This window comes from Carnobacteriaceae bacterium zg-C25 (genome assembly GCA_017945845.1).
Taxonomy (GTDB): Bacteria; Bacillota; Bacilli; order Lactobacillales; family Aerococcaceae; genus WM01.
The window spans coordinates 462,887-488,133 of sequence record CP072828.1; the positions used below are offsets into that span (position 1 = coordinate 462,887).

Sequence of the window (25,247 nt, forward strand, 5' to 3'; positions counted from 1 at the left end):
AACGATTTGGAGAATACGTAGGTGATTCTCCTTTTTTTACAGGAGAAATTATGAGTGTCAAAGTCTTACATATCGCCGATTTACATTTGGATACCCCTTTTAAATCACTTAAACGACTATCAGAAACGATATTCCAACAAATTCAAAATGCGACACGTACGTCACTGGAACGCCTAATTGATAGAGCGATTACGGAAAAAGTGGATGCGGTACTCATTGTGGGAGATGCGTTTAATAGTGTACAACCGGATGTACGAGAGCAGATGTTTTTACATCAACAGCTGTCTCGTTTAATTGAAGCGAATATTTCGGTTGTTTTGAGTTTTGGAAATCATGATTATTATACAGGTCCTTTATTAATTGACGTACCAAAAGGTGTACATGTTTTAAATGAAAAGGTGTCGAGTGTTGAATTGACAACACAATCCAATGAAACGCTAGTGGTGAGCGGTTTTAGTTATTATCGCAATCATATTGAACAAGTAGAATGGCAAGCATTCCCACACAAAAAACCACACACGTACCATATTGGTATGCTCCATGGGCAAATGGGGGAAGGTGGTTATGCACCATTTACAATACAACAGTTAGCCGAGTTCGGCTATGATTATTGGGCGCTTGGACATATTCACCAAAGAGGCATTATTTCCGAAAGACCATTAGTGGCGTATTCCGGGAATATTCAAGGATTGCATAGTAATGAAGTTGGCGATAAAGGTGGTTATTTAGTGCATTTAAATCCACATGCTCAAGTCCATTTAGAAAAAGTTGATACGGCTCCAATTGTATGGATAAAAGAGCGTATTGAATTATCTAGTGATCGTACATTTATGAACGTTTTAGAGCAAATTGAAGCACTTTACAAAACACATCAAGACGGTAATGCTCAAAAAGAGACGTCGTTATTTTTGGTGAAATTGGATATTTATTATGACGAAAATGTTTCAAAAAACTTAATAGAACAACTTCGAGATGACGCTATTTTAGAAGTGGGTAGTAAGGGACTGTATCAGTTAGTCAATATTAAGTTGATTCCACAAGTAAAAAAAGCAAGTGTTTTACTCAATGATGACATGTCTAAACTTTGGGAAACAGTGCAAAAATCTGCTTTATTTGAAGAGATGTCTGAAAGTATGAAAGAGTTGTTAAGTAATAAATGGATTCAACAATATTTTAAAGAGCAAATAAAAAACCCTGATTTTTTTAATGCGGTACATCAATCAAGCGTACAGTTAGTGAATGAGATGTTAGGTGGTGAAGCAAATGAAGATTAGACAAATTGTCATTTACGGTTACGGGAAATGGCATAATAAAACGATTGATGTGAATGATAATTTTATCGCTTTTTTAGGGCGCAATGAAATGGGAAAATCAACTTTACAATCGTTTATTCAAAGTATGTTATTTGGTTTGCCGAAAACAACGAAAACATCAAAAACAACGAAAAAAACTTTTAATTCGTATATACCAAAAGAATATTCGGCATATGGCGGAAAATTGATTTTGGATGATACACCGTATGGACACATCAGCATTGAAAGATTACATAAAGGTAAGCAAGTTGTTAATTCGATTCAAACGCATGATGGTGTTGAATTATCGCAACAACAGTTAGATGACATGCTTGCGGGAGTAACGTTATCGCTATATCAAGATTTTTTTTCATTAACGCTAAACCAATTACAATCTTTAGATGCGATTAAAAAAGAAAATTTAAATCGCTATTTTTTAACGATTGGGTTATCGGGTAGTGAACAATTTTTTAAATGGAAAGATGAATGGACAAAACAAAGTGATAATCTTTATCGTCCAAAGGGGTCTATCCCAGTAGTTAATCAGCAATTAGAAGCGTATCATCAACAAACACTAAAAGTTGAGCGATTAGCACAACAACAACGTGAGTACGCAGATTTTGTAAGTAGACGAACAACTTTACAAAAACAGCTGGATACATTGAATAAAACGCAACAACAATTGGAAGAGCGTCTGCAATTTGAAAAAGTAATCGAACAATATCAAAAACCGTTTGAACGTTTTCAAGAGTTATCTCGTATGACGTACACGACAACACAACTTGACGAAAATGTATTTCGTCAATATGAATCCATTCAAATTAAAAAAGAAGCGTTGAATAAACAGTTGTTGGTGATGGATGAACGAAAAGAAGAGGCGGTAATTTCCGATGAATTGCAATGGTTTATTGAGCATGAAACAGACATTAAACTGGCGGTGATGACACTTCCAAAAGTAGAACAGACTTTAAAACATATTGCAACTACAGATTATCAATTAGACATTCAAAAGGACATACTGGAAAAAGAAGTGGCACGGTTGTCTTTAACAATAGATGATTTGCCAAAAGAGAACGTAACGGTCGATGAGCATGGACGAAATCTATTGCAACAAGTTAGTACGCTGGAACAAGATGCCCAAGTGCTATCACGACAACAAAATCAGATAAACGAGCGTTTACAAAGTCATCGTACACGTAAAGATGCGTTGGAAAATGAAATAGCATCGTCTAAAAGACAATCTCGTAAAATGTCAGCTACTCCAAAAAATAACGTGTATGGATATCTTATTGTACTGATGCTAGGTGTTGTTTTAAGTGTTGTTGCAAGTGGTCTATCAAACTGGATACTGCTAGTCGTCGGTGTACTGATAGGTGTATGTGGCGCGATGATGGCGTTTCTTCATTCAAACAAAGTACGTCGTCAAAGAGAAAGCAATCGATTACAAGAGCAACAGCGTCTATCAGAAATTCAAGAACAATTTGAACATTACCACCGTGAAGAGAGTCGTTTACAAGAAGAACTGGCACAACTAACCCATTCATTGAACGAAAATCAACAAAATGCATTACACGTGCAACAGCAGATTGATGCGTATAAAGTATCGCATGGTATTTCTAACAAAATGTCGTTAGAAAGGATTGTTGATGGTACGTTACAACATGTGATTGAGTTACGCCAAAATTACGGACAATTGTCAACGCAAAAAATGCAAGCTGTTCAAAAATTAGCGCAATTTGATGATGTGTTTTCATTTTTTGGTGAGCGTATGTCAAAAATGCGAGAAAATTCTTTGGCGTATCGTCGAGATGTGGTGACGCAATTTAAAACCTTTGTTGATAAATGGCAAGTTGAAGCCGTTAAGTTGGATGAAAAAAATAAACAACAACAATTTCATGAAAAAGATAAGCGTCATGTAAAAAATCAGTTATTGCAATTAAATGATGATGAAATGCGTTTATTTGAGCACGTTCATGTGGATAGCCCAAGTGCTTTTGAACAATTGATGTCACGCTATCAAAATGAAAAAGAATTAAGACAAGAAAAAGATTTGTTACAAAAACAACTTAGTGCCTATATGGAACGATTAAGTGATCGTACTCAAAATGAAAATGCACAGCAGTTACAAGAACAACTGGAACACATCCAACAACAAAAAAATGACTATTTCGCACAACAAGCGAAAGTAAACGAAGCGATTCGTGTGTTAGAAACAGATGGAGAATACGCCGAAGAAAAACAAAAATTAGCATTAATGTCAGATACGGTATTAGAAGGCATACAAACCGTCGCTACCTATCAATATGCCGTACGTTTATTGGATAAATTACTCCATAACGGTAAGAGCGAAAATATTGATACGATTATAGAATATGCCGGACAGTTATTTACACGCATTACAGCTAATCGCTATGTTACATTGCAATTTAAAGACGATAGGTTCCGCGTCAAAAGACAGGACGATACATGGTTTGAGTTATATGAACTATCGATGGGAACATTAGACCAGTTATACATTGCTTTACGATTAGCGTTTATAAAAAGTGTGTCGCAACGTCTGACGTTACCGCTAATCATTGATGATTGTTTTGTGAATTTTGATGAAGAACGCAGACAAACGATGCTTGCCATTCTTGAAGAGTTTTCAAAAACACATCAAATCATTTATTTGACGTATCAAAGTGATGTTACGGCAACGAACGCAAAAGTTATTCCGTTAAAAACACTATAGGAGGACGTTATGGAAAAACAATTACATGACTATCAGGTTGGAGAAGATATGCTTTTACCACTGTTAATAAAAAGTGCCGATGTCCGCATGACTAAAGATCAAAAAGCGTATATTGCATTTACGTTTCAAGATAAAAGTGGGCAAATGGATGCTAAACTGTGGGGAGCTACACCACAACAAATTGAACAATTTATTTCGGGAGTTGTGGTGCAATTAGCCGGGAAGCGTGAAGTCTATAACAATACACCGCAAATTCGTATTGCCAAGTTAACCCTTTTAGAACATGCGAATATCGATGAATTTGTGCAACGTGTTGGAATGGACGCTAAAGCGATTGAAGAAGAAATCAATGCCAGTCTATTTGGGATTACGGACGCATCAATCGCACGCATTACACGTCATATTTATAAAAAATATAAACAACAATTTTATGAATACCCAGCTGCTAAACGCCACCATCACGCAATGGTAGGCGGACTAAGCTTTCACACGTTATCCATGTTGCGTATTGCAAATCACTTGTTGACGTTATACCCACAACTTAGCCGTTCGTTGTTAACGGCGGGCATTATGTTGCACGATATTGGTAAAGTCATTGAATTAAGTGGTGCCATTTCGACAGAATACACACTACCGGGTAATTTATTAGGTCATATTGTCATTATGTCAGATGAAATTACGAAAGCGTGCATTGAGTTAGACATTGACGATACGCACGAAAGTGTTGTGTTGTTGAAGCACGTTGTATTGGCACATCATGGTAAATTAGAATATGGCTCACCTGTTCGACCATTAGTGATGGAAGCAGAATTGATTCACCATATCGATATGATTGATGCAACTATGAATATGTTGACAACATCACTTGAAAAAGTGGAAGTTGGTACGTTTGGAGACAAAATATACGGATTGGATAATCGTATGTTTTTCCAACATGGTATTCAGTAAAGTGAGAAAAGATTGCTTGCTAGACAAGTAATCTTTTTTTGTTTTGTCAACTTGAATGTTTCTTGATATAATGAGTTGATTATTGAAAAAAGGATAGTGTAGATGAATTTAGAACAGATGAAAGAAAGACAATCGAAAATTCGAAACTTTTCGATTATTGCCCATATTGATCATGGGAAATCCACATTAGCAGATCGAATTTTGCAAGGAACGGGAACGGTAAGTGAACGTGAAATGGAAGATCAATTGCTGGATTCAATGGATTTAGAACGTGAACGCGGTATTACCATTAAATTAAATGCCGTTGAATTAAACTATACCGCAAAAGATGGACAAGATTATATTTTCCATTTAATTGATACACCGGGGCACGTCGATTTCACTTATGAAGTGTCACGCAGTTTAGCAGCGTGTGAAGGCGCCATTTTAGTTGTAGATGCGGCACAAGGTATTGAAGCGCAAACGTTGGCAAACGTGTATTTAGCGTTGGATAACGACTTAGAAATTTTACCGGTTATCAATAAAATCGATTTACCGGCAGCTGATCCTGAACGTGTCCGTCACGAAGTGGAAGATGTGATTGGTATTGATGCTAGTGAGGCTGTGTTAGCGAGTGCTAAAGTCGGTATTGGAATTGATGAATTATTAGAGCAAATCGTTCATAAAGTACCAGCACCACAAGGTGATTTGCAGGCACCTGTCCAAGCGCTAATTTTTGATTCTGCCTATGACAGTTATCGAGGCGTGGTGCTGAATGTACGTGTGGAAAATGGCATTATTCGCCCGGGCGACACCATTCAACTAATGAGTAACGGTAAAACATTTGAAGTTGTAGAAGTTGGAATTTTCTCGCCTAAACCCATTAAACGTGATTTCTTAATGGTAGGTGATGTTGGTTACATAACAGCAAGTATTAAGACCATTCAAGATACACGTGTTGGTGATACGGTAACGTTGGCGTCAAATCCAGCCAAAGAGGCATTACAAGGGTATCGTAAAATGAATCCAATGGTGTATTGCGGGTTATATCCAACCGATTCGTCTAAATATAACGATTTACGTGACGCACTAGAAAAATTACAATTAAATGACGCTGCTTTAGAGTTTGAAGCTGAAACGTCACAAGCGTTAGGATTTGGGTATCGAACAGGATTTTTAGGTCTGTTGCATATGGATGTTATCCAAGAACGATTAGAGCGAGAATTTAATTTGGACTTGATTACAACGGCACCGTCGGTTATTTATCACGTTAATAAAACAGACGGTACACAAGTGATTATTGACAACCCGGCACAAATGCCTGACCAAACAACCGTCGCGACAATTGAAGAACCGTATGTTAAAGCTAGCATTATGGTGCCAAACGATTTTGTTGGTGCCGTTATGGAAATTTGCCAACGAAAACGTGGAACGTTTTTAACAATGGATTACTTAGATGCCAATCGTGTGAATGTTATTTATGAATTGCCGTTAGCTGAAATTGTGTATGACTTTTTTGATAGCTTAAAATCAAGTACAAAAGGGTACGCTTCATTAGATTACGATATGATTGGATACCGTCAAAGTAATTTAGTGAAAATGGATATTTTATTGCACGGCGATGCCATTGATGCTTTTAGTACAATTGTTCATAAAGATTTTGCACAACAACGTGGACGTGCATTGGTTGAAAAATTACGGACATTGATTCCACGCCAAATGTTTGAAGTGCCGGTGCAAGCCGTTGTTGGTAATAAAGTATTGGCACGTACAAATATTAAAGCGTATCGTAAAGATGTAACGGCTAAGTTATATGGTGGGGACGTATCACGTCGTAAAAAATTATTAGAAAAACAAAAAGAAGGAAAAAAACGCATGAAACAAGTTGGAACAGTAGAAATTCCACAAGAAGCATTCATGGCGGTTTTAAACCTCGGTGAAGAATAGTCGGACGTATTGTATCTTGTAGACTGTTGACAGTAAAAGGGTCAACAGTCTTTTTTTGTGGTATCGGTTTATAATTGATGGCACTTGCTATTTGCGTGTTAAATGGTATGACCTATTGTGATAAATGGAAAATGTGACTTTTCAAAATCATTAGCATCTATGACTAAATAAAAAAATAATGTTAAATTGATTTTTGTTGCATTCGTTTTCAAAAAAACAATCGTTTAATGTTTGTAACGGCTATATTTCGTTTGCGTAACCAATCCCATGTTTTAAAGGTTTTATGGTATAATATAAGGAAAAAGTTTCTGTTTAAAAAGAAATCGAAAAGGAGGAAACCATGTTAACGATTGCTAAAGTTATTGTTGATGTACCGAGTCATCAAACGAATCAAACGTATGATTATTTGATTCCGGATGCGTTACGTGAAGATGTTGGCATTGGTTTTCGTGTACGTGTACCTTTTGGATCACGTATTGTACAAGGATACGTGGTTGATGTCATTTTAGAACAATCCAGTGAATATGATTTAAAACCAATTCATTCATTATTGGACGATTATCCAGTGCTTACCAGTGAGTTAGTGTCGCTAGGTCAACAGTTGGCAAAACAAACGTTTGCCTTTGCCATTAATTGTTATCATGTCATGTTACCCGCCTTATTAAAAGTAGATTATGATAAAACGTTGACGTGGATTGGAAATGAAGCGGATAAACCAGATTGGTTTGTTAAAGAGAGTTTATCTTGGGATGAAATTGTCGATGTTGAACGCATTCGCTTTGTTTTAAAAGCCATTCAATCACAACAAATACGTGTTGATTACGTTGTTAAAGATAAAGCGAATCATAAAATGCGTAAATTAGTGCATTTAGTCCACACGCAAGATGTTGTTATTCGTAAAGGATCACCAAAATTAAGTTTATTACATGAATTGTTATTAAAACAAACACCACTTGATATGAAAGAATTAAATGAAAATGGTGTTAGTTTAGCAACGGTTAAATCAGCAGTGAAACAAGGGTGGGCAACAATTGAATCTGTTGTCGATTATCGTAATCCATTCAATGAAAAGCAGTTTGCATTAAATGTGGCAAAAGTGCTAAATCAGGAGCAGCAAAATGCCTTTTTAACGATTAAACAATCTATATTACAACACCAACACCACACGTATTTATTACAAGGTGTGACGGGAAGTGGTAAAACGGAAGTGTATATGCACTTGATTCAAGAGGTTATTCAAAAAGGGAAAAGTGCGCTCATGTTAGTGCCGGAAATTGCTTTGACGCCGCAAATGGTCAATCAATTTAAAGGACGATTTGGCAATCGCGTTGCCGTCTTGCATTCGGGATTGTCGAAAGGTGAAAAGTTTGATGAATGGACAAAAATTCGAAAAAAAGAAGCGTCAATTGTTGTTGGCGCACGTTCATCAATTTATGCGCCAATAGATAATTTAGGGATTATTATTATTGACGAAGAACACGAAACCACTTACAAGCAAATGGATACGGTGCGTTATCACGCTAGAGATGTTGCCATTATGCGTGGTCAGTATCATCATTGTCCTGTTGTTTTAGGTAGTGCGACACCGTCGTTGGAAAGTCGTGCAAGAGCACAAAAAGGTGTGTATACACATATTTTATTAAATCAACGGGCAAATCAAAAAGCATTGCCAACAGTTCAAGTTGTCGATATGACTAAAGAAAAAAAGAGTGGTAATTTTGATGTGTTTTCACAGTCGTTAAAAGAGGCGATTCAAACACGATTAGATCAAAAAGAGCAAGTGGTGCTTTTGTTGAATAGACGTGGGTATTCATCGTTTGTAATGTGTCGAGATTGTGGGTATGTACTGCCTTGTCCGAATTGTGATATTTCGATGACGTTACATATGGACACAAAAACAATGAAATGTCATTATTGCGATCATCAAGAAAAAATTCCACACATTTGCCCAAGTTGCCAAAGTAAAAATATTCGCTATTACGGGTTAGGGACACAAAAAGTTGAAGAAGAATTGAATCAATTATTCCCCGATGCACGTGTTGTGCGCATGGACGTTGACACGACACGTAAAAAAGGGCAACACGAAAAGTTGTTAGACACTTTTGGTAGTGGGAAGGCGGATATTTTATTAGGGACGCAGATGATTGCTAAAGGATTGGATTTTCCAAATATTACGTTGGTGGGTGTTATCAATGCAGATACCTCACTCAATTTGCCGGATTTTCGCTCCAGTGAGAAAACATTTCAATTGCTGACACAAGTTGCTGGTCGTTCTGGACGTGGTGAAAAGGCAGGAGAAGTGATTATCCAAACGTACAATCCAGAGCATTACGCCATTACATTGTCACAACAACACAATTACGAAATGTTTTATCGTCAAGAAATGAAAATGCGACACCTTGGAAAGTATGCGCCATTTTTCTTTTCCACACGATTAAGTATTTCACATCATAGTGAAGCAACCGCCTTAAAAACGGCACTTGAATTGAAAAAGATTATTGAGCAGTATCGTAGTGATGATTTAATTGTTGTAGGGCCATCAACACACGCCATTGCACGTATTAATAATCATTATTATTTCCAAATCTTACTGAAATACAAAAATAAAGCGGGTGTAGAACCTTTACAAGAAGCCGTTTTGGCATTTACACAAGAAAAAAGCAAGCAAAAAATATACGTATCAATTGATGTTGAGCCGTTATCGTTTATTTAAAGGAGAGCAGATGACAAAGAAAATTTTATTTATGGGAACACCTCAATTTTCCGTACCAATTTTACAAGCACTCATTGATAGCGCATATGAAGTCGTTGGTGTGGTCACACAACCCGATCGACCAGTTGGTCGGAAAAAAGTGTTAACACCATCTCCAGTTAAGCAGTTGGCTGTAAATTATAATATTCCAGTATACCAGCCGGAAAAATTAGTGGCGTCAGAGGAGTTGGACACATTGTTAAATATGCCGTTAGATCTTATTGTGACTGCAGCGTATGGGCAATTTTTACCAGATAGTTTATTACATCATCCAAAATATCGCTCCATTAATGTACATGCCTCGTTATTACCAAAATATCGCGGTGGCGCACCCATTCAATTTGCCTTAATGAATGGCGACCATGAAACAGGTGTATCGATTATGTATATGGAGAAAAAAATGGATGCGGGCGATGTATTATCTCAAGTTGCTATTCCAATTGAAGAAAGTGATAACGTGTCAACGCTATTTGATAAATTAAGTTTAGTCGGACGTGATGCATTAATTGATGTGTTGCCAAATTTATTTAGTGGTAATATTCGCGCCGTGCCACAAAATGAAGAGCTCGTCACGTTTTCACCGGCATTAAGTCGTGAACAAGAAAAGCTAGATTTTTCAAAAGATGCACGCACTGTGCATAACCATATTCGTGCTATGAATGAGTGGCCTGGAGCGTACACGATATTAAAAGGAGAGCGCTTTAAAATTTGGGAAAGTCGTATTGCTCCAAATAGAAAAGGAAATATTGGAGAACTCGTTGTTTCTAAAGAATCAATGAGTGTGTGCTGTGGGAATGATACAAGTTTAGAGTTGTGCGTTGTTCAACCAGCGGGAAAAGGGAAAATGTCTATTGCAGACTTTAGACGTGGTGTTGGTGCATCACTACAAACAGGTGATCAATTTGAATAAAAGTAAATACAGTAGTAAAGCACAAAAAAAGAAAAGCGTTCGTTATTTAGCCATGCAAATTTTAAATGCGGTCGAACAAGATGGTGCATATGTGAATTTAAAATTATCACAAGTGCTTAATGATGTTTCCCTTAGCAGTGAAGATAGTGCCTTATTAACTGAAATTGTGTACGGTGTGACACAACGACGTTTGACACTAGATGCCATTATTGATCCATATGTTAAAACGCGTATCCCATTGTGGTTAAGAAATGTATTGCGCATTTCAGCGTTTCAAATTATATTTTTAGATCGTATTCCAGATTACGCAGTATTGTCACAAGCAAGTGAAATTGTCAGAATGAAAGCAGGTGCACAATTAGTGAATTTTGCACGCGGTGTTATTCATGAATTAGTACGCAATGGTCAAACCGACTATGACAATATCATGATGTTGGACGATACACTAGATCATTTAGCCATAAAATATAGTGCACCAAGTTGGTTGATTCAGTATTTTATTAAACATCGTGGAAAAAGTGAAGCGATTGCGCTTTTTGAAAGTTTATTGTGGAAACCGTATATTGCGGTACGCACAAATGGCAAACCAGAAATTTTACAACAACTGCGTGATACGTTTAAAACACAAGAAAGTCCACTAGTGTCTTCTTTTGGGATACGTGTTGTTTCTGGACAAGTTGCTCAATCGCCATTATTTTCTAACGGTGATGTGACGATTCAAGATGAAACGTCAATGCTAGTCGCTCTAGCGGGAAATGTGAACGGTGATGATAATGTTTTGGATGCGTGTGCTGCACCCGGTGGCAAAACAACGCACATGGCGCAATTTTTAACAACGGGACAAGTTACCGCTTTAGATGTACATGAACACAAACTTGATTTAATTCGTGAAAATGCCACACGTTTAAACGTGCAAGATAAAATCACACCGATATTATTGGATGCACGATCTGTTCATGAAAACTTTAAACGTGAATCATTTGATAAAATATTTGTTGATGCACCATGTTCTGGATTAGGGTTAATGCGTCGTAAACCGGATATTAAATACACTAAATTATTAGATGGTGTACACGACCTTTCTAAAATACAGTGGGACATTTTAAATAGTGTTGAACCAACGTTAAAAACGGGGGGGCGTTTAATTTATAGTACGTGTACCTTAACTAAGACGGAAAATCAAGATATGATAAGACGTTTTTTACAGGAGCATCAAAATTATAAAGTTGTACCATTAAACGTGTTAGATTTGCCAGAAAAATGTTATACTCAAGAAGGGTATATTGAAATTTTCCCACACGCATTTCATACGGATGGATTTTTCATTGCCGTATTAGAAAAACAATAAAATAAGGAGGGTGTTCATGAAAATAATAATGAAAACAGACATTGGTAAACGTCGTGTCAATAATGAAGATGCGATTCAAACCGCGTTTAATCAGCATGATCAGCCTTTGTTTATTTTATGTGATGGGGTAGGCGGTCAGCAATTCGGAGAAGTTGCTTCGGGGATGTGTGTTAATTATTTAACAACACAATGGCAACAAACAGAACGCATGACAGCACAAGAATTGAAACAGTGGTTCGAGTATCATGTGAATTACATTAATTCGGATATTCATCGAAAAGGGCAATCATTTTCAGATTTAAAAGGGATGTCAACAACTTTAGTTTGTGCAAGTATTGACGATAATCAACTTGTTGTTTCGCATGTTGGTGATAGTCGATTGTATATTTATCGTTATCCTTATTTGCAACAAATTACAAAAGACCATTCACTTGTTAATTTCTTAGTGGATAAAGGTGAAATTACACCACAAGAAGCACTGGTACACCCAATGCGTCATGTGATTACACGTTCCGTTGGGAATGAATCGTATGTTGATATTGATTTTACACAAGTGACACTTAAAGTGCATGACATTATTTTGTTGTGTTCGGACGGTCTAAGTGATATGGTTTCTGAAGAAGATATCATTAAAATTTTAAATCAGGGCATGACACCGTATGAACAAATCAATAATTTAATTAAGTGTGCTAATGTAAACGGTGGTCGAGATAATATTAGTGTGATTTTAGCGTATGTTGAGCAAAAAGGAGGCGAGTAGATGCTGACAATAGGATATATATTAAATGGTCGCTATAAATTGAAAAGTTTAATTGGCAGTGGCGGGACAGCGCATGTTTATTTGGCGGAAGATCTATTTTTGAAGCGAGACGTCTCTGTTAAAGTGTTGCGCTATGATTTTGCTGATGACGAACGTGCTTTAAAACGGTTCCATCGAGAAGCGCGTGCGATTAGTGAAGTGAATCATGAACATATTGTGCAATTGTTTGATGTAGATAGTGAAGGCCCATATCATTATATTGTCATGGAATATGTCGATGGTATGGACTTGAAAAAATATTTACGTTTAAACTATCCACTATCCTTGTTGCAAGTGATTGAAATGATGAAACAAATTGTACAGGCGGTAAGTTATGCCCATCGTCGTGGCTTGATTCATCGTGATTTAAAACCACAAAATATTTTAATTGATCGTTCAGGTGATTTAAAAATTACCGATTTTGGTATTGCAACGGGATTAAATGAAGCGAGTATGACGCAAACGAATACGTTGGTTGGGTCAATTCATTATTTATCACCCGAGCAAACACGAGGACACAGTGCAACCAATCAATCGGATATTTATGCATTGGGTATTATTTTTTATGAGCTAATTATGGGAAATGTACCGTTTACGGGAGATTCGGCAGTATCGATTGCAATGAAACATTTCCAAGAAGCTCTTCCGAGTGTGAAAAAATATGCGAAACAAGATATTCCGCAAAGTGTTGAAAATATTATTTTAAAAGCGTGTGCGAAGCAACCGGATAACCGCTATTCGTCTGCTCAAGAGATGTTTGTTGCACTAGAACGGTGTATGGATGCTAAAGTAATGAACGAGCCAAAATATAATGAACCAACACCGTTGGATATGACAAAAGAAATGGTTCGACCAATTCAACAAGCCAATTCAACGGCGGCTACACCGACACCACCAACAGAAACAAGAAAGAAAAAGAAATGGTTAAGGATTTGGTTAGGCGCTTTAGGACTATTGCTAGTTGGCTCAATTGTTGCAGCGTTTTTCATTTTATTGCATAAAGATGAGGTGAGTATTCCCGATTTATCCAACCAACCACAAGCGCAAGCGACTAAGACGTTGAGTGAATTAGGGTTGAACATTTCACAAGTGGAGTATCAAGAACACGATACGATTAAAAAGGATAGTGTTATTTCGACTAGTCCATCTGCTGCACAAAAAGTAGCGCAAGGAACAGCCGTTAAATTGGTCGTTAGCTCGGGGAAAACTGCAAAAACGATGAAAAATTACGTTTCAAAAACGTATACACAAGCGTATGACGAATTGATTGCGGATGGGTTCATTGTGGAACGTGTCGAAGAAATGAGTTTAACGATTCCACAAGGGTCGGTTGTTTCACAAAGCATTCCAAGTGGTACAAAAATTACGACAGAAAATACGGTTGTACGATTGACGGTAAGTACCGGGGCAACATCGGTTTCGGATTATCGTGGTCAACCATATGAAAAAGTGGTGAGCCAATTAAAAGAAATTGGATTTTCAATTGTTGTGACAGAATCGATCAATTATAGTGTGAGTGCTGGAGAAATCATTTCACAAAGTGTAGCACCCGGATCAAAAGTAGATCCAAAAACAACAACCATTGAATTAGTTGTAGCCAAACAAATTGATTTTGTAAATCAACCATTAAGTGCGGTGCAATCTCAATTGGCGGGTGTCAATATACCGGTTGAAATTAAAGAAGAAGCTAGTCAAACACATGAAAAAAATGTAGTAATGAAGCAAGAAATTGTCCGTAATGGCAATGCCGTTACCTTAAAATTAACAGTGAGTACAGGACCACAATTAACAATGCCAAATTTAGTTGGATCGACACGTACTTTTGCACAATCCCATTTACAAAATTTAGGTGTAAAAGTAAGTTACGTCACAAAAACATCGACAACGTATCCAGTTGGTACAGTTATTGATCAATCTGTACGTGCTGGTGAGGTTCTACAAAAAGGTCAAATAGTGACGATTACTGTTTCAACGGGACAATAAAAGTATATAAACGAAAAGAGCAAGGCGTTGGCTTTGCTCTTTTGGCGTATGATTTGGCTCATTATAGCGGTTTTAAATTGTTCTATGCAGTATCTTATGCCACCAACTTTAAAAATGATACAACGTCAATTTTAATTTAACACGTTTTAATCGATGCGTGAAACGGCATAGGCATAAATGATGCGTCGTTTTAAAAGGTAAGGTGAAATTTTTGACCGAATAAAGAAAGTATACTATAATCTAATCATTAAATGTTAAGGAGTTTACTATGGCAAAACAATTAAAACGTGACGAAGTACCTGTTGAATTAACATGGGACTTGAGTTCAATTTTTGAAAGTGATGAAAAACAACAAGAAGCCGTTAAACAGGCGGTATCACGCATTCCAGAATTAGTGGCTTTAAAAGGCACATTATCTGAAAGTGCAGATCATCTTTACAATGGATTAAAATTAATTGAAGAGGTGATGCGCGGTATTAGTAAAGCCTATATTTATGCGCATTTAAGAGAAGACCAAGACACAGCAAACGGTGTGTATCAAGAAATTATGGCAAAAACATATGGTGCATACGTGCAATTGGTAACAGCCATTTCATTTGTGGAACCAGAAGTTTTAGCAATGCCACAAGAAAAATTAGATGAATTTATTGCATCACATGCTGAATTGTCAGCGTATAAACATTATTTTGAACGCATGACAAGTAAACGTGCACACGTTTTATCTGAACGTGAAGAAGAATTGTTAGCAGGTGCTGCTGAAGTGTTAAATGCTTCTGCAGAAACATTCGCACAATTAAATAATGCCGATTTAAAACACCCAGAAGTAACCACTTTAGAAGGGGATAAACAACGTTTAACAAACGGATTGTACGCACAAATTATTGAAGGGACAAACCGTCAATTAAGACAAGAAGCGTATGAAACATTGTATACATCATACGGGACAGTGAAAAATACACTAGCTTCAACATTGAAAACGACAGTAAAACAACATAACTACATCGCAAAAGTTCGTGGGTACAAGTCCGCTCGTGAAGCATCACTATCCGAAAACTTCGTACCAGAAAGTGTTTATGACACATTAGTAGATGTGGTGAACGAAAAATTACCAGTCTTTCACCGTTATTTAGCGTTACGTCAAAAAGCATTGCAATTAGATGAATTGAAAATGTATGACATGTATACACCAATCGTTGGTGAAGCACCAATTTCATTTACAATTGAAGAAGCAAAAGAAACAACATTAAAAGCGTTAGCACCGTTAGGTGAAAAATACGTTGCATTATTACAACGTGCTTTTGATGAGCGTTGGATTGATTGGGAAGAAAATGAAGGTAAACGTTCTGGTGCTTATTCATCAGGAAACTATGACACTAACCCATACATTTTAATGAACTGGCGCGATTCTGTTGATCAGTTATATACATTAGTTCATGAACTAGGACATAGTTTACACAGTTATTTAACACACGAATCACAACCTTATCAATACGGGCATTATCCAATTTTCTTAGCGGAAATTGCTTCAACAACTAATGAAAATCTATTGACTGAATATTTATTAAAAACACAAACAGACCCACAAGTACGTGCTTATATTATTAACCACTACTTAGATGGTGTAAAAGGTACGGTATTCCGTCAAACACAATTTGCTGAATTTGAACATTTTATGCATGTTCAAGATGCTAATGGTCAACCATTAACAAATGACTTTTTAACGGAATCTTATGGTAAATTAAACGAGAAATATTACGGTGTTGCTGCGGATGAATTTATTTCACGTGAATGGGCACGTATTCCGCATTTCTACTATGACTATTATGTTTTCCAATACGCTACCGGATTTTCCGCAGCTTCTGCATTGGCGCATCGTATTTTAACACAAGGACAAGAAGCGGTAGATAAATATTTTGGTTTCTTATCAGCAGGTATTAGTGATTACCCAATCGAAGTGATGAAAAAAGCTGGTGTTGATATGACACAACGCACGTATATTGAAGAAGCGCTAGCAGTATTTGAAAGTCGCTTAAACGAATTAGAACAATTATTAGGTTAGGAGATTGAATGCAGAAAAGTTATTTTGATGGTGGACTATTCAGTTATATCGTTCATAGTTTAGTTGCTGTGGCGATTACGGTATTTACTTTAGGAATTTGTACACCGTGGGCAATTGTACACATGCACCGTTGGAAAATAAAGCATACCGTTATTGATGGACAACGTTTATATTTTGATGGAACGGCGATACAATTATTTGGTCAGTGGATTAAATGGTTTTTATTGACGATTATTACATTCGGTATTTACGGATTTTGGTTGAAAATTAAAATGGAACAATGGCTAACGATGCATACACATATGCAATAAAATGAAGGCGGAGAAATGGTAATCATTTCTCCGTTTTGTTGTTGAATAGAATATGGTATAATGGCGGTATATGAAATGGAGGTGTCATGATGGAAATCGAAAAGTCAGCGCAAATGGTTTTATTATATGATTTTTATGGAGACATATTGACACCAAAGCAAAAAGATTATTGGGAGTTGTATTACGAACAAGATTTATCGTTAGGTGAAATTGCCGAAGAGCTCGGTGTTAGTAGGCAAGCTGTCAACGATAATATTAAACGTACGGAGCAGTTGTTATTGCATTACGAAGAACAATTGGAAATGCTCAAACAATTCCGATATCAACAACATGCTATTGAAAAGTTATTGGATTATCAACAAGCGCATTATCCAAATGATAGCACGTTACAACACCTCATCAATGAACTACAGCAAGGAGACAACTAATGGCATTTGAAGGTTTATCACAACGCTTGCAAGGCGCGGTCAAACAACTAGGTAAAAAAGGGAAAATTACGGAATCCGATTTAAAAGAAATGATGCGTGAAGTGCGTCTGGCATTACTCGAAGCCGACGTTAACTTCAAGGTCGTTAAAGAATTTGTTAAAAAAGTAAACGAGCGTGCGCTCGGGTCAAACATTTTAGAAGCGTTATCACCAGCGCAACAAGTTTTAGATATTGTTAATGAAGAGTTAACCGTTGTGATGGGTGGTGAACAATCGCCGTTACAATTTAGTCCTAAACCACCAACTGTTGTGATGATGGTTGGTTTGCAAGGGGCAGGTAAAACAACGACTGCGGGTAAAATTGCGAATTTCTTAAAAAAATCACATCACAAACGTCCGTTATTAGTGGCGGGTGACATTTATCGTCCAGCGGCGATTGAACAGTTAAAAACAATTGGTACACAATTGGATATGCCTGTGTTTAGTTTGGGCGATACCGTTAGTCCGGTTGAAATTGCCAAACAAGCCGTAGAACGTGCGACAATTGAAGGTCGTGATGTCGTTATTATTGATACGGCGGGTCGTTTACACGTCAATGAAGAATTGATGGTAGAGTTAGAACAAATTAAACAAGCGACTCAACCAACAGAAATTCTTCTAGTCGTTGATGCAATGACGGGTCAAGATGTCGTTAACGTTGCGCAATCCTTTAATGAGCGATTGGATATTACAGGGGTTGTCATTACAAAATTAGATGGTGATACACGTGGTGGTGCGGCGCTATCGATTCGTCAAATGATTGGTAAACCAATCAAATTTACCGGTCAAGGCGAAAAATTAGATAATTTAGAAATTTTCCATCCAGATCGTATGGCGAGCCGTATTTTAGGTATGGGGGATTTAATGACCCTTATCGAAAAAGCTAAAGTTGATTTTGATGAAAAAGAAGCGGCACGTGTTGCGGAAAAAATGCGTGAAAACACGTACGATTTCAATGACTTCATCGTTCAAATGGATCAAATGGCAAATATGGGTCCATTAGAAGATTTGTTAAAAATGATTCCGGGTATGAGTAATATGCCGGGCATTGATAAAGTTAAAATTGATCCAAAAGATATGGCGCATATGAAAGCCATTGTATTATCCATGACACCAAGTGAACGTGCCAATCCTGACTCATTAACGCAATCACGACGCAAACGGATTGCTAAGGGGAGTGGACGAACGCTTATGGAAGTGAATCGAATGATTAAACAATTCAACGAATCACGTAAAATGATGAGTGACATGACAAAAGGCAATATGGGTGCGCTAGAAGGATTGATGGGCAACGGTGTTAAAGGTAAGCTGGGTAAACTCGCCATGAAACAAATGATGCGCAAAATGAATAAAAAGAAAAAGAAAAAATAGTATTTAAGTGATAGTGAATAGCACCATAAAGTTATATAGATACATTTAACTTTATGGTTGCTATTTTTATAATTAAGTTATGCCAAGACAATAAACATATACAAATACTGTCAATTTGACACATTTTTAATTTTAAAAAATTTTGAATGATTGAATTAATTATAATGAATAGATAGTAGCCTAAAAAATGTTAATCATTTAAGAAAAGTTTAGGAAAAAATGATTTATAGAAATAAAAGAAAAAGTTTCAATGCTGTGACAGTGCTTTTATTGATGAATATATAAAAAGGTTTGAAATTTAGCGATTTTTTAATTTATGAAAAAGGATGTGATATAGTGCAAAAAGTTTTATTATCGAGTGCGCTACTCATTGTAATCGTTAGCTTTTTTATCGGTAGTCATATTCTTTTTTATATGCCAAATGATAAGATACACAATCAAACGCATGCATGTCTACAAAGGCAAATTCATGAAAATTCAAATGTCTATGGTTGGATTCATATTGATGGAACACCGATAATGCGACAGGTTTTCAATAATCCGAGTGGTTTTCAAGAAGTAAAAGGCTATGATGGGATTGGTGCGGGACATACTAATTCTCTTATTAATAAAAAAATAGACACTCCACATGTTCATGATAAAGGTACCCCAGGTGATATTCGTATTCCTGAATCGTGGGAAATACCGGGTAATTAGGAGAACTTATGATAAAAAAAATTGATATTCAACAAATAGACCATGTTGAGTTTATAACCTATGACAATCCTGGATGGGGAATAATTATTTTTTTAAAATATTTATTGAGTATAGAGAGAATAATTGTAAGAAGAAATTCTATTTCAGATAGTGATTTTTTGATACAAGTCATTGATGGTAACCGTTTAGAAACAAAAGGTAGTTCTACAAATCTTTTAGAACTATTTATCTATATCTTAGATTTTTTTAAAATTCCTTTAAACATATTAGATGAAGAATTAATATCACTTATTGTGTGGTTTCAAAAGTGGTATACCAATGAATGTGATGAATATTGGGAACATTTATATGGAATAAAGGGAGAAATGAACGAAAAAGGTGATGTATTTATTCAAATTGATTTAGATGAAACCATTTGGGGAGATGAATATTTCAAACCCGTTTTAAAATGTGAAAAAATTGATACAAAATTTATAATTAAATGTAAATTTTCTGAATTGGTGGATAATTTAATTATTTTTAAAAATTGGATAAAGAGTTTACAAGATTGATTTTTATATTTTGAAAAATGCAAAATACAATAGTAAGTTAGCCACTTCAGGCAAGTCATAAGGACATACATCATTAAATAATTTACGTGGATAACGATTTATCCATTGTTCAACAGCCGTTACTTCGTTAGGAGTAACGGTTGTTGTGCCTTTTGGGAACCATCGTCTAATCAAGCAATTTGAATTTTCGATTCTATGTCAAATGGTATTGGTGACCAAAAATTAAGCGACTTTATTAGCCGATAACGAGAAATGTTCTTCGTTATCGTTTTTGTTTTAAAATAGATACTGATGCTCTAGCGCTTAAATTATAAAAAGTGTGATATACATATGCTGAATGGTTAATCTATAAGGTAGTGTTGGAAAGCATAGAACATTTATGCGATAAACGTTTTTGATTGATTCTTTAAAAAAAAACAAGTATGATGAAAAGGACTTTGAATGTGTCAAAGTGTAATGACTATAAGAAAGAGATTCTATTGACATGGCGAAAAAAATAACAGCACAATATAATGATGATTCCATTCAAGTATTGGAAGGCTTAGATGCCGTTCGTAAGCGTCCGGGTATGTATATTGGTTCAACGGATGGGCGCGGGTTACACCACCTAGTGTATGAAATTGTGGACAATGCAGTCGATGAAGCGTTAGCAGGTTTTGCCACAAAGATTGATGTGACGATACATAAAGATAATAGTATTACCGTTAAAGATAATGGTCGTGGGTTGCCGACAGGTATGCACAAATCAGGGATTCCAACGATTCAAGTTATTTTTACCGTTTTGCATGCGGGTGGTAAATTTGGGCAAGGTAGTTATAAAACATCAGGTGGGTTGCACGGTGTAGGGGCTTCTGTTGTGAATGCGTTGTCAAGTGCATTAGATGTTATTGTGACGCGTGACGGTAAAACGTATAAGCAATCATTTGCTAACGGGGGCGTACCGGTTGGGAAATTACAAGAAACAGTAACGCCCCGTGTAACGACTGGAACAACGGTTCATTTTAAACCAGATGCGACAATTTTTGGGAAACATACATTTGTTTATGAAACGTTGAGTGAACGTTTAAGAGAATCAGCGTTTTTATTAAAAGGTTTGTCGATGAGCATTACCGATGAACGTAGTGATATTTCCGAAACGTTTTTATTTGACGCGGGGATTAAAGCGTTTGTCGGTTACCTAAATGAAGAAAAAGATATTTTAGGTGATGTTGCCTACTTTGAAGGTGAAATTGACGGTGTCGAGGTAGAGTGTGCCTTTCAATATAACGATGGGTATTCTGAAACCATTTTATCGTTCGTAAACAATGTGCGTACGAAAGATGGTGGATCTCACGAAGTTGGTATGAAAACAGCACTGACAAAAGCGTTTAATGAATACGCACGCAAATCAGGTCTATTAAAAGAAAAAGATAAAAATCTTGAAGGTAGTGACGTTCGTGAAGGGTTATCAGCCGTTTTATCAATTCGTGTTCCTGAAGAAATTTTACAGTTTGAAGGACAAACAAAAGATAAATTAGGAACGCCCGCTGCGCGTGGTATTGTTGATAATTTAGTGAGTTCACAACTTGGTTTTTATTTAACCGAAAATGGTGAATTAGCACAACAATTGATTCGAAAAGCGTTGCGCGCTAGAGATGCACGCGATGCGGCGCGTAAAGCTCGTGAAGAAAGCCGTAATGGTAAAAAGAAAAATGCACGTGAAACATTATTATCTGGTAAATTAACTCCTGCACAAAGTAAAAATGCGAAAAAAAATGAATTGTATTTAGTTGAGGGAGATTCTGCCGGAGGTTCTGCAAAACAAGGGCGTGATCGTAAATTTCAAGCGATTTTGCCGTTGCGTGGTAAAGTCATTAATACTGAAAAAGCAACGATGTCGGATATTTTGAAAAATGAAGAAATCAATACGATTATTTATACCATTGGTGCAGGCGTTGGTAGTGATTTTACGATTGACGATTGCAACTACGATAAAGTCATTATTATGACGGATGCGGATACCGATGGTGCGCATATTCAAGTATTGCTTTTAACGTTTTTCTATCGTTATATGAAACCGCTCGTTGAAGCGGGGAAAGTTTATTTAGCGATGCCACCGTTGTATAAAGTGTCTAAAGGAAAAGGGAAAACAGAACAAATTGAGTATTGTTGGACTGATGATGAATTGGCTAAAGCCACTAAAAAAATGGGTAAAGGCTATATGATTCAACGGTACAAAGGTTTGGGTGAAATGAACGCCGATCAATTATGGGATACAACCATGAACCCTGAAACACGTACACTGATTCGTGTAACAGTAGATGATGTGTCTAAAGCGGAACGTCGCATTACAACGTTGATGGGAAATAAAGTAGAGCCACGTCGTAAATGGATTGAAAGCCATGTTGAATTTAACTTGGAAGAAGGCGATACGTTATTATCAGTTGCGCAAGAAGAGTTGGAAAACGGGGAACAAGAACAATCGCTAGTATCAACTGCTTCAAGCACAAAATCATCACAAACAACATCTAACGCTACAAAAGATGAGGGCGAATACGGACAATTAGACTTATTTGGAGGTGACTTTTAATGGTGGATACAGCAATTAAAGAAATTACGCTTGAAGAAGTCATGGGTGATCGATTTGGTCGCTATTCAAAATACATTATTCAAGACCGTGCGTTACCAGATATTCGTGACGGCTTAAAGCCGGTACAACGTCGTATTTTATATGCTATGCATATGGACGGTAACACATCTGATAAAAATTTTAGAAAATCGGCTAAAACAGTTGGTAATGTGATTGCCAACTACCATCCACACGGGGATACGAGTGTGTATGATGCGATGGTGCGTTTAAGTCAAGATTGGAAATTACGGGAAACATTAATTGAAATGCATGGAAATAACGGGAGTATGGACGGGGATTCAGCCGCAGCAATGCGTTATACTGAAGCGCGTCTGTCCAAACTATCCGATGAATTGTTACGTGATATTGATAAAGAAACCGTTGATTTTATTTTAAATTTTGACGATACGACACAAGAACCTACCGTATTACCTTCCAGATTTCCTAATTTGTTAGTAAACGGTTCAACGGGGATTTCGGCAGGGTATGCCACTGAAATTCCAACACACAACCTAGGTGAAGTGATTGATGCGACTGTTTACGCATTAGAAAATCCGTCTGCGAGTGTAGAAGAATTGATGCAATTTGTTCAGGGACCAGATTTTCCAACTGGTGCAATTGTTCAGGGCTATGAAGGGTTGAAAGAAGCGTATGAAACGGGCCGTGGTCGTGTTGTTGTGCGTGCCAAAACGAGCATTGAAGATATTCGTGGCGGTAAACAACAAATTGTCATTCACGAAATTCCTTTTGATGTGAATAAATCGGTGTTGGTTAAACGCATGGATGAAATTCGTATCAATAAAAAAATTGAAGGCATTGCTGAAGTGCGTGACGAGTCTGACCGTAACGGTATGCAAATTGTTGTGGAATTGAAAAAAGATGCGAATGCACAAGGGATTTTAAATTATTTCTTTAAACATACTGATTTGCAAATGTCGTATAACTTTAATATGGTGGCAATTCACAATCGCCGACCAGAACAAGTTGGCTTAAAAACAATTTTACAAGCGTATATTGATCATCAAAAAGATGTGATTTTACGTCGTTCAACGTTTAATTTAGAAAAAGCAAAAGCACGTCTACACATTGTGGACGGTTTAATTCAAGCACTATCTGTTTTAGATGAAGTCATTGCAATTATTCGTAATTCAAGTGATAAAAAAGACGCTAAACATAATTTAATGGAGACGTTCCAATTTAGTGAGCGCCAAGCCGAAGCGATTGTGTCTTTACAATTGTATCGTTTAACGAATACGGACATCACTGCTTTACAAAATGAAAAGCTAGACTTGAACGAAGAAGTGATTTCTTTGGAAATGATTTTAAACAACAACAAAGTATTGGCAAAAGTGTTGAAACAAGAATTGCTGGCGTTGAAAAAGCAATTTAATACGCCACGATTGACGCATATTCAGCATGAAGTTGAAGACATTACAATCGAAACGACGGTGTTAATTCCGCAAGAAGATGTACAAGTTGTTGTGACACGTGGTGGATACTACAAACGCATTAGTTTGCGTTCGGTTGCGGCATCAAATGGCGAAGGTACGGGTGTGCGTGAACGTGATGAAGTAATCTTTAATGATGTGGTGACAACGCTTGATACATTGGTTGCATTGACGTCCAAAGGAAATTATATTCATTTACCGGTATACGAATTGCCGGAAGCAAAATGGAAAGATTTAGGCGATCATCTCTCACAACAAATTGCATTAGACGCTCAAGAAAGCATTGTAGCGGCATTTGTGATTACAGGTCAGGAATTACCAAATGCAACGGTAACGCTAGCAACAAGTGATGGTATGATTAAACGAACACTATTAAGTGATTTTGTGACCTTTAGAAGTTACAAATCAAAAACAGCTACAGCCATGAAAGTCAAAGATGATGCACAAGTTGTTTTTGCACACGTTCAGTTTGAGCCGAGCCAAACAGACGAAGTGTTCTTAGTATCGCAACAAGGATTTGGGTTGCGTTACGCGTTAGATGAAGTACCAGTGGTTGGATTAAAAGCATCTGGTGTGAAATCGATGAACTTAAAAACTCACGATAATGTTGTGGGTGGGGTAGTGTTTAACCCAACAACGCAAACAAAAGTACAAGTGTTATTGGCAACACAACGTGGTACAGCAAAACGATTGAATGTATTAGATGTTAATGTGTTAGGTCGTGCTAAACGTGGATTAGTTTTATTGAAAGAATTGAAATCTAATCCGTATGCATTTGTTTATGTGTCCAATGTGATTCAATCAGGAGACACATTTGAATTAATTAGTGAAAACGGTGAAACGGTAACTATAGAGGGGATGAAAGTACCTTTATTAGACCGATATTCCAACGGAAGTGCCATTTTAAGTCATGGCATCAGTAGTGTGATTCACAAAAAAGATGAAGTGACAAATTAATCATACAGTCAAAATGGCTACCTATTATGTTAAAATATAGGTAGTCATTTTTGATAATGAGTTGACAAATAAAAAAAACGATGTATAATTC

At 36.7% G+C, this 25,247-nt stretch carries 18 protein-coding genes; 17 read left to right on the forward strand and 1 reads right to left on the reverse strand.

The annotated features are described in order from the left end of the window. Positions 1–50 precede the first annotated feature (50 nt). The 15 genes from J7S27_02265 to J7S27_02335 all read left to right on the forward strand — a co-directional run bounded on the left by J7S27_02265 (position 51) and on the right by J7S27_02335 (position 20,143). Positions 51–1,274: a DNA repair exonuclease gene (locus J7S27_02265; protein ID QTU83362.1), complete on the forward strand. Its 1,224-nt coding sequence runs from the start codon at positions 51–53 to the stop codon at positions 1,272–1,274. Continuing rightward, positions 1,264–4,023 (forward strand): AAA family ATPase, encoded by a 2,760-nt coding sequence (locus J7S27_02270; GenBank protein ID QTU83363.1) that lies wholly within the window; start codon positions 1,264–1,266, stop codon positions 4,021–4,023. Before J7S27_02265 ends, J7S27_02270 begins: the two co-directional genes overlap by 11 nt. 9 nt (positions 4,024–4,032) lie before the next feature. Next, on the forward strand, positions 4,033–4,971 hold the full coding sequence (locus tag J7S27_02275) for an HD domain-containing protein (GenBank protein ID QTU83364.1): 939 nt from the start codon (positions 4,033–4,035) through the stop codon (positions 4,969–4,971). A 102-nt stretch (positions 4,972–5,073) separates the two neighbouring features. After that, entirely contained in the window at positions 5,074–6,897 is a 1,824-nt protein-coding gene (lepA, locus tag J7S27_02280; protein QTU83365.1) for a translation elongation factor 4, read from the forward strand. A gap of 340 nt (positions 6,898–7,237) precedes the next feature. Beyond that, positions 7,238–9,610 carry a primosomal protein N' gene (priA, locus tag J7S27_02285; protein QTU83366.1) on the forward strand — a complete coding sequence of 791 codons (2,373 nt, stop codon included), beginning with the start codon at positions 7,238–7,240 and terminating at the stop codon, positions 9,608–9,610. A 10-nt stretch (positions 9,611–9,620) separates the two neighbouring features. Then, positions 9,621–10,559 (forward strand): methionyl-tRNA formyltransferase, encoded by a 939-nt coding sequence (gene fmt, locus J7S27_02290; GenBank protein QTU83367.1) that lies wholly within the window; start codon positions 9,621–9,623, stop codon positions 10,557–10,559. Next, positions 10,552–11,907 carry a 16S rRNA (cytosine(967)-C(5))-methyltransferase RsmB gene (gene rsmB, locus J7S27_02295; GenBank protein QTU83368.1) on the forward strand — a complete coding sequence of 452 codons (1,356 nt, stop codon included), beginning with the start codon at positions 10,552–10,554 and terminating at the stop codon, positions 11,905–11,907. The genes fmt and rsmB overlap by 8 nt, the downstream gene beginning before the upstream one ends. A 16-nt stretch (positions 11,908–11,923) precedes the next feature. Beyond that, positions 11,924–12,667 carry a Stp1/IreP family PP2C-type Ser/Thr phosphatase gene (locus J7S27_02300; protein ID QTU83369.1) on the forward strand — a complete coding sequence of 248 codons (744 nt, stop codon included), beginning with the start codon at positions 11,924–11,926 and terminating at the stop codon, positions 12,665–12,667. Next, entirely contained in the window at positions 12,668–14,689 is a 2,022-nt protein-coding gene (pknB, locus tag J7S27_02305) for a Stk1 family PASTA domain-containing Ser/Thr kinase (protein ID QTU83370.1), read from the forward strand. It abuts the gene before it with no gap. Positions 14,690–14,957: 268 nt separating this feature from the next. Continuing rightward, on the forward strand, positions 14,958–16,748 hold the full coding sequence (pepF, locus tag J7S27_02310; protein QTU83371.1) for an oligoendopeptidase F: 1,791 nt from the start codon (positions 14,958–14,960) through the stop codon (positions 16,746–16,748). A gap of 8 nt (positions 16,749–16,756) precedes the next feature. Then, positions 16,757–17,059 (forward strand): DUF898 family protein, encoded by a 303-nt coding sequence (locus J7S27_02315; protein ID QTU83372.1) that lies wholly within the window; start codon positions 16,757–16,759, stop codon positions 17,057–17,059. Between the two features lie 89 nt (positions 17,060–17,148). After that, positions 17,149–17,487: a putative DNA-binding protein gene (locus J7S27_02320; protein QTU83605.1), complete on the forward strand. Its 339-nt coding sequence runs from the start codon at positions 17,149–17,151 to the stop codon at positions 17,485–17,487. Further along, positions 17,487–18,896 carry a signal recognition particle protein gene (gene ffh / locus J7S27_02325; GenBank protein ID QTU83373.1) on the forward strand — a complete coding sequence of 470 codons (1,410 nt, stop codon included), beginning with the start codon at positions 17,487–17,489 and terminating at the stop codon, positions 18,894–18,896. The genes J7S27_02320 and ffh overlap by 1 nt, the downstream gene beginning before the upstream one ends. A gap of 336 nt (positions 18,897–19,232) precedes the next feature. Continuing rightward, complete coding sequence (locus J7S27_02330) at positions 19,233–19,592, forward strand: hypothetical protein (GenBank protein QTU83374.1); 360 nt, start codon at positions 19,233–19,235, stop codon at positions 19,590–19,592. An 8-nt stretch (positions 19,593–19,600) separates the two neighbouring features. Then, positions 19,601–20,143, forward strand: coding sequence for a hypothetical protein (locus J7S27_02335; protein QTU83375.1), 543 nt, complete (start codon positions 19,601–19,603; stop codon positions 20,141–20,143). 3 nt (positions 20,144–20,146) lie between these two features. On the opposite strand, the gene J7S27_02340 is transcribed toward J7S27_02335, so the two are convergent. Then, positions 20,147–20,317, reverse strand: coding sequence for a hypothetical protein (locus J7S27_02340; protein QTU83376.1), 171 nt, complete (start codon positions 20,315–20,317; stop codon positions 20,147–20,149). A gap of 310 nt (positions 20,318–20,627) precedes the next feature. Between J7S27_02340 and parE the strand changes: the two genes are divergently transcribed. After that, a complete protein-coding gene (parE, locus tag J7S27_02345) occupies positions 20,628–22,712 on the forward strand; it encodes a DNA topoisomerase IV subunit B (GenBank protein ID QTU83377.1) in 2,085 nt (694 codons plus the stop codon). Beyond that, positions 22,712–25,156: a DNA topoisomerase IV subunit A gene (gene parC / locus J7S27_02350; protein ID QTU83378.1), complete on the forward strand. Its 2,445-nt coding sequence runs from the start codon at positions 22,712–22,714 to the stop codon at positions 25,154–25,156. The genes parE and parC overlap by 1 nt, the downstream gene beginning before the upstream one ends. Positions 25,157–25,247 lie beyond the last annotated feature (91 nt).

Bases quoted from the DNA above. Each gene is read 5' to 3' on its own strand.
- pknB (QTU83370.1), top strand. From the start codon at position 12,668: ATGCTGACAATAGGATATATATTAAATGGTCGCTATAAATTGAAAAGT.
- J7S27_02335 (QTU83375.1), top strand. From the start codon at position 19,601: ATGATAAAAAAAATTGATATTCAACAAATAGACCATGTTGAGTTTATA.
- J7S27_02270 (QTU83363.1), top strand. From the start codon at position 1,264: ATGAAGATTAGACAAATTGTCATTTACGGTTACGGGAAATGGCATAAT.
- J7S27_02320 (QTU83605.1), top strand. From the start codon at position 17,149: ATGGAAATCGAAAAGTCAGCGCAAATGGTTTTATTATATGATTTTTAT.
- J7S27_02265 (QTU83362.1), top strand. From the start codon at position 51: ATGAGTGTCAAAGTCTTACATATCGCCGATTTACATTTGGATACCCCT.
- parE (QTU83377.1), top strand. From the start codon at position 20,628: ATGGCGAAAAAAATAACAGCACAATATAATGATGATTCCATTCAAGTA.
- J7S27_02315 (QTU83372.1), top strand. From the start codon at position 16,757: ATGCAGAAAAGTTATTTTGATGGTGGACTATTCAGTTATATCGTTCAT.
- ffh (QTU83373.1), top strand. From the start codon at position 17,487: ATGGCATTTGAAGGTTTATCACAACGCTTGCAAGGCGCGGTCAAACAA.
- parC (QTU83378.1), top strand. From the start codon at position 22,712: ATGGTGGATACAGCAATTAAAGAAATTACGCTTGAAGAAGTCATGGGT.
- pepF (QTU83371.1), top strand. From the start codon at position 14,958: ATGGCAAAACAATTAAAACGTGACGAAGTACCTGTTGAATTAACATGG.
- J7S27_02300 (QTU83369.1), top strand. From the start codon at position 11,924: ATGAAAATAATAATGAAAACAGACATTGGTAAACGTCGTGTCAATAAT.
- J7S27_02275 (QTU83364.1), top strand. From the start codon at position 4,033: ATGGAAAAACAATTACATGACTATCAGGTTGGAGAAGATATGCTTTTA.
- lepA (QTU83365.1), top strand. From the start codon at position 5,074: ATGAATTTAGAACAGATGAAAGAAAGACAATCGAAAATTCGAAACTTT.
- fmt (QTU83367.1), top strand. From the start codon at position 9,621: ATGACAAAGAAAATTTTATTTATGGGAACACCTCAATTTTCCGTACCA.
- priA (QTU83366.1), top strand. From the start codon at position 7,238: ATGTTAACGATTGCTAAAGTTATTGTTGATGTACCGAGTCATCAAACG.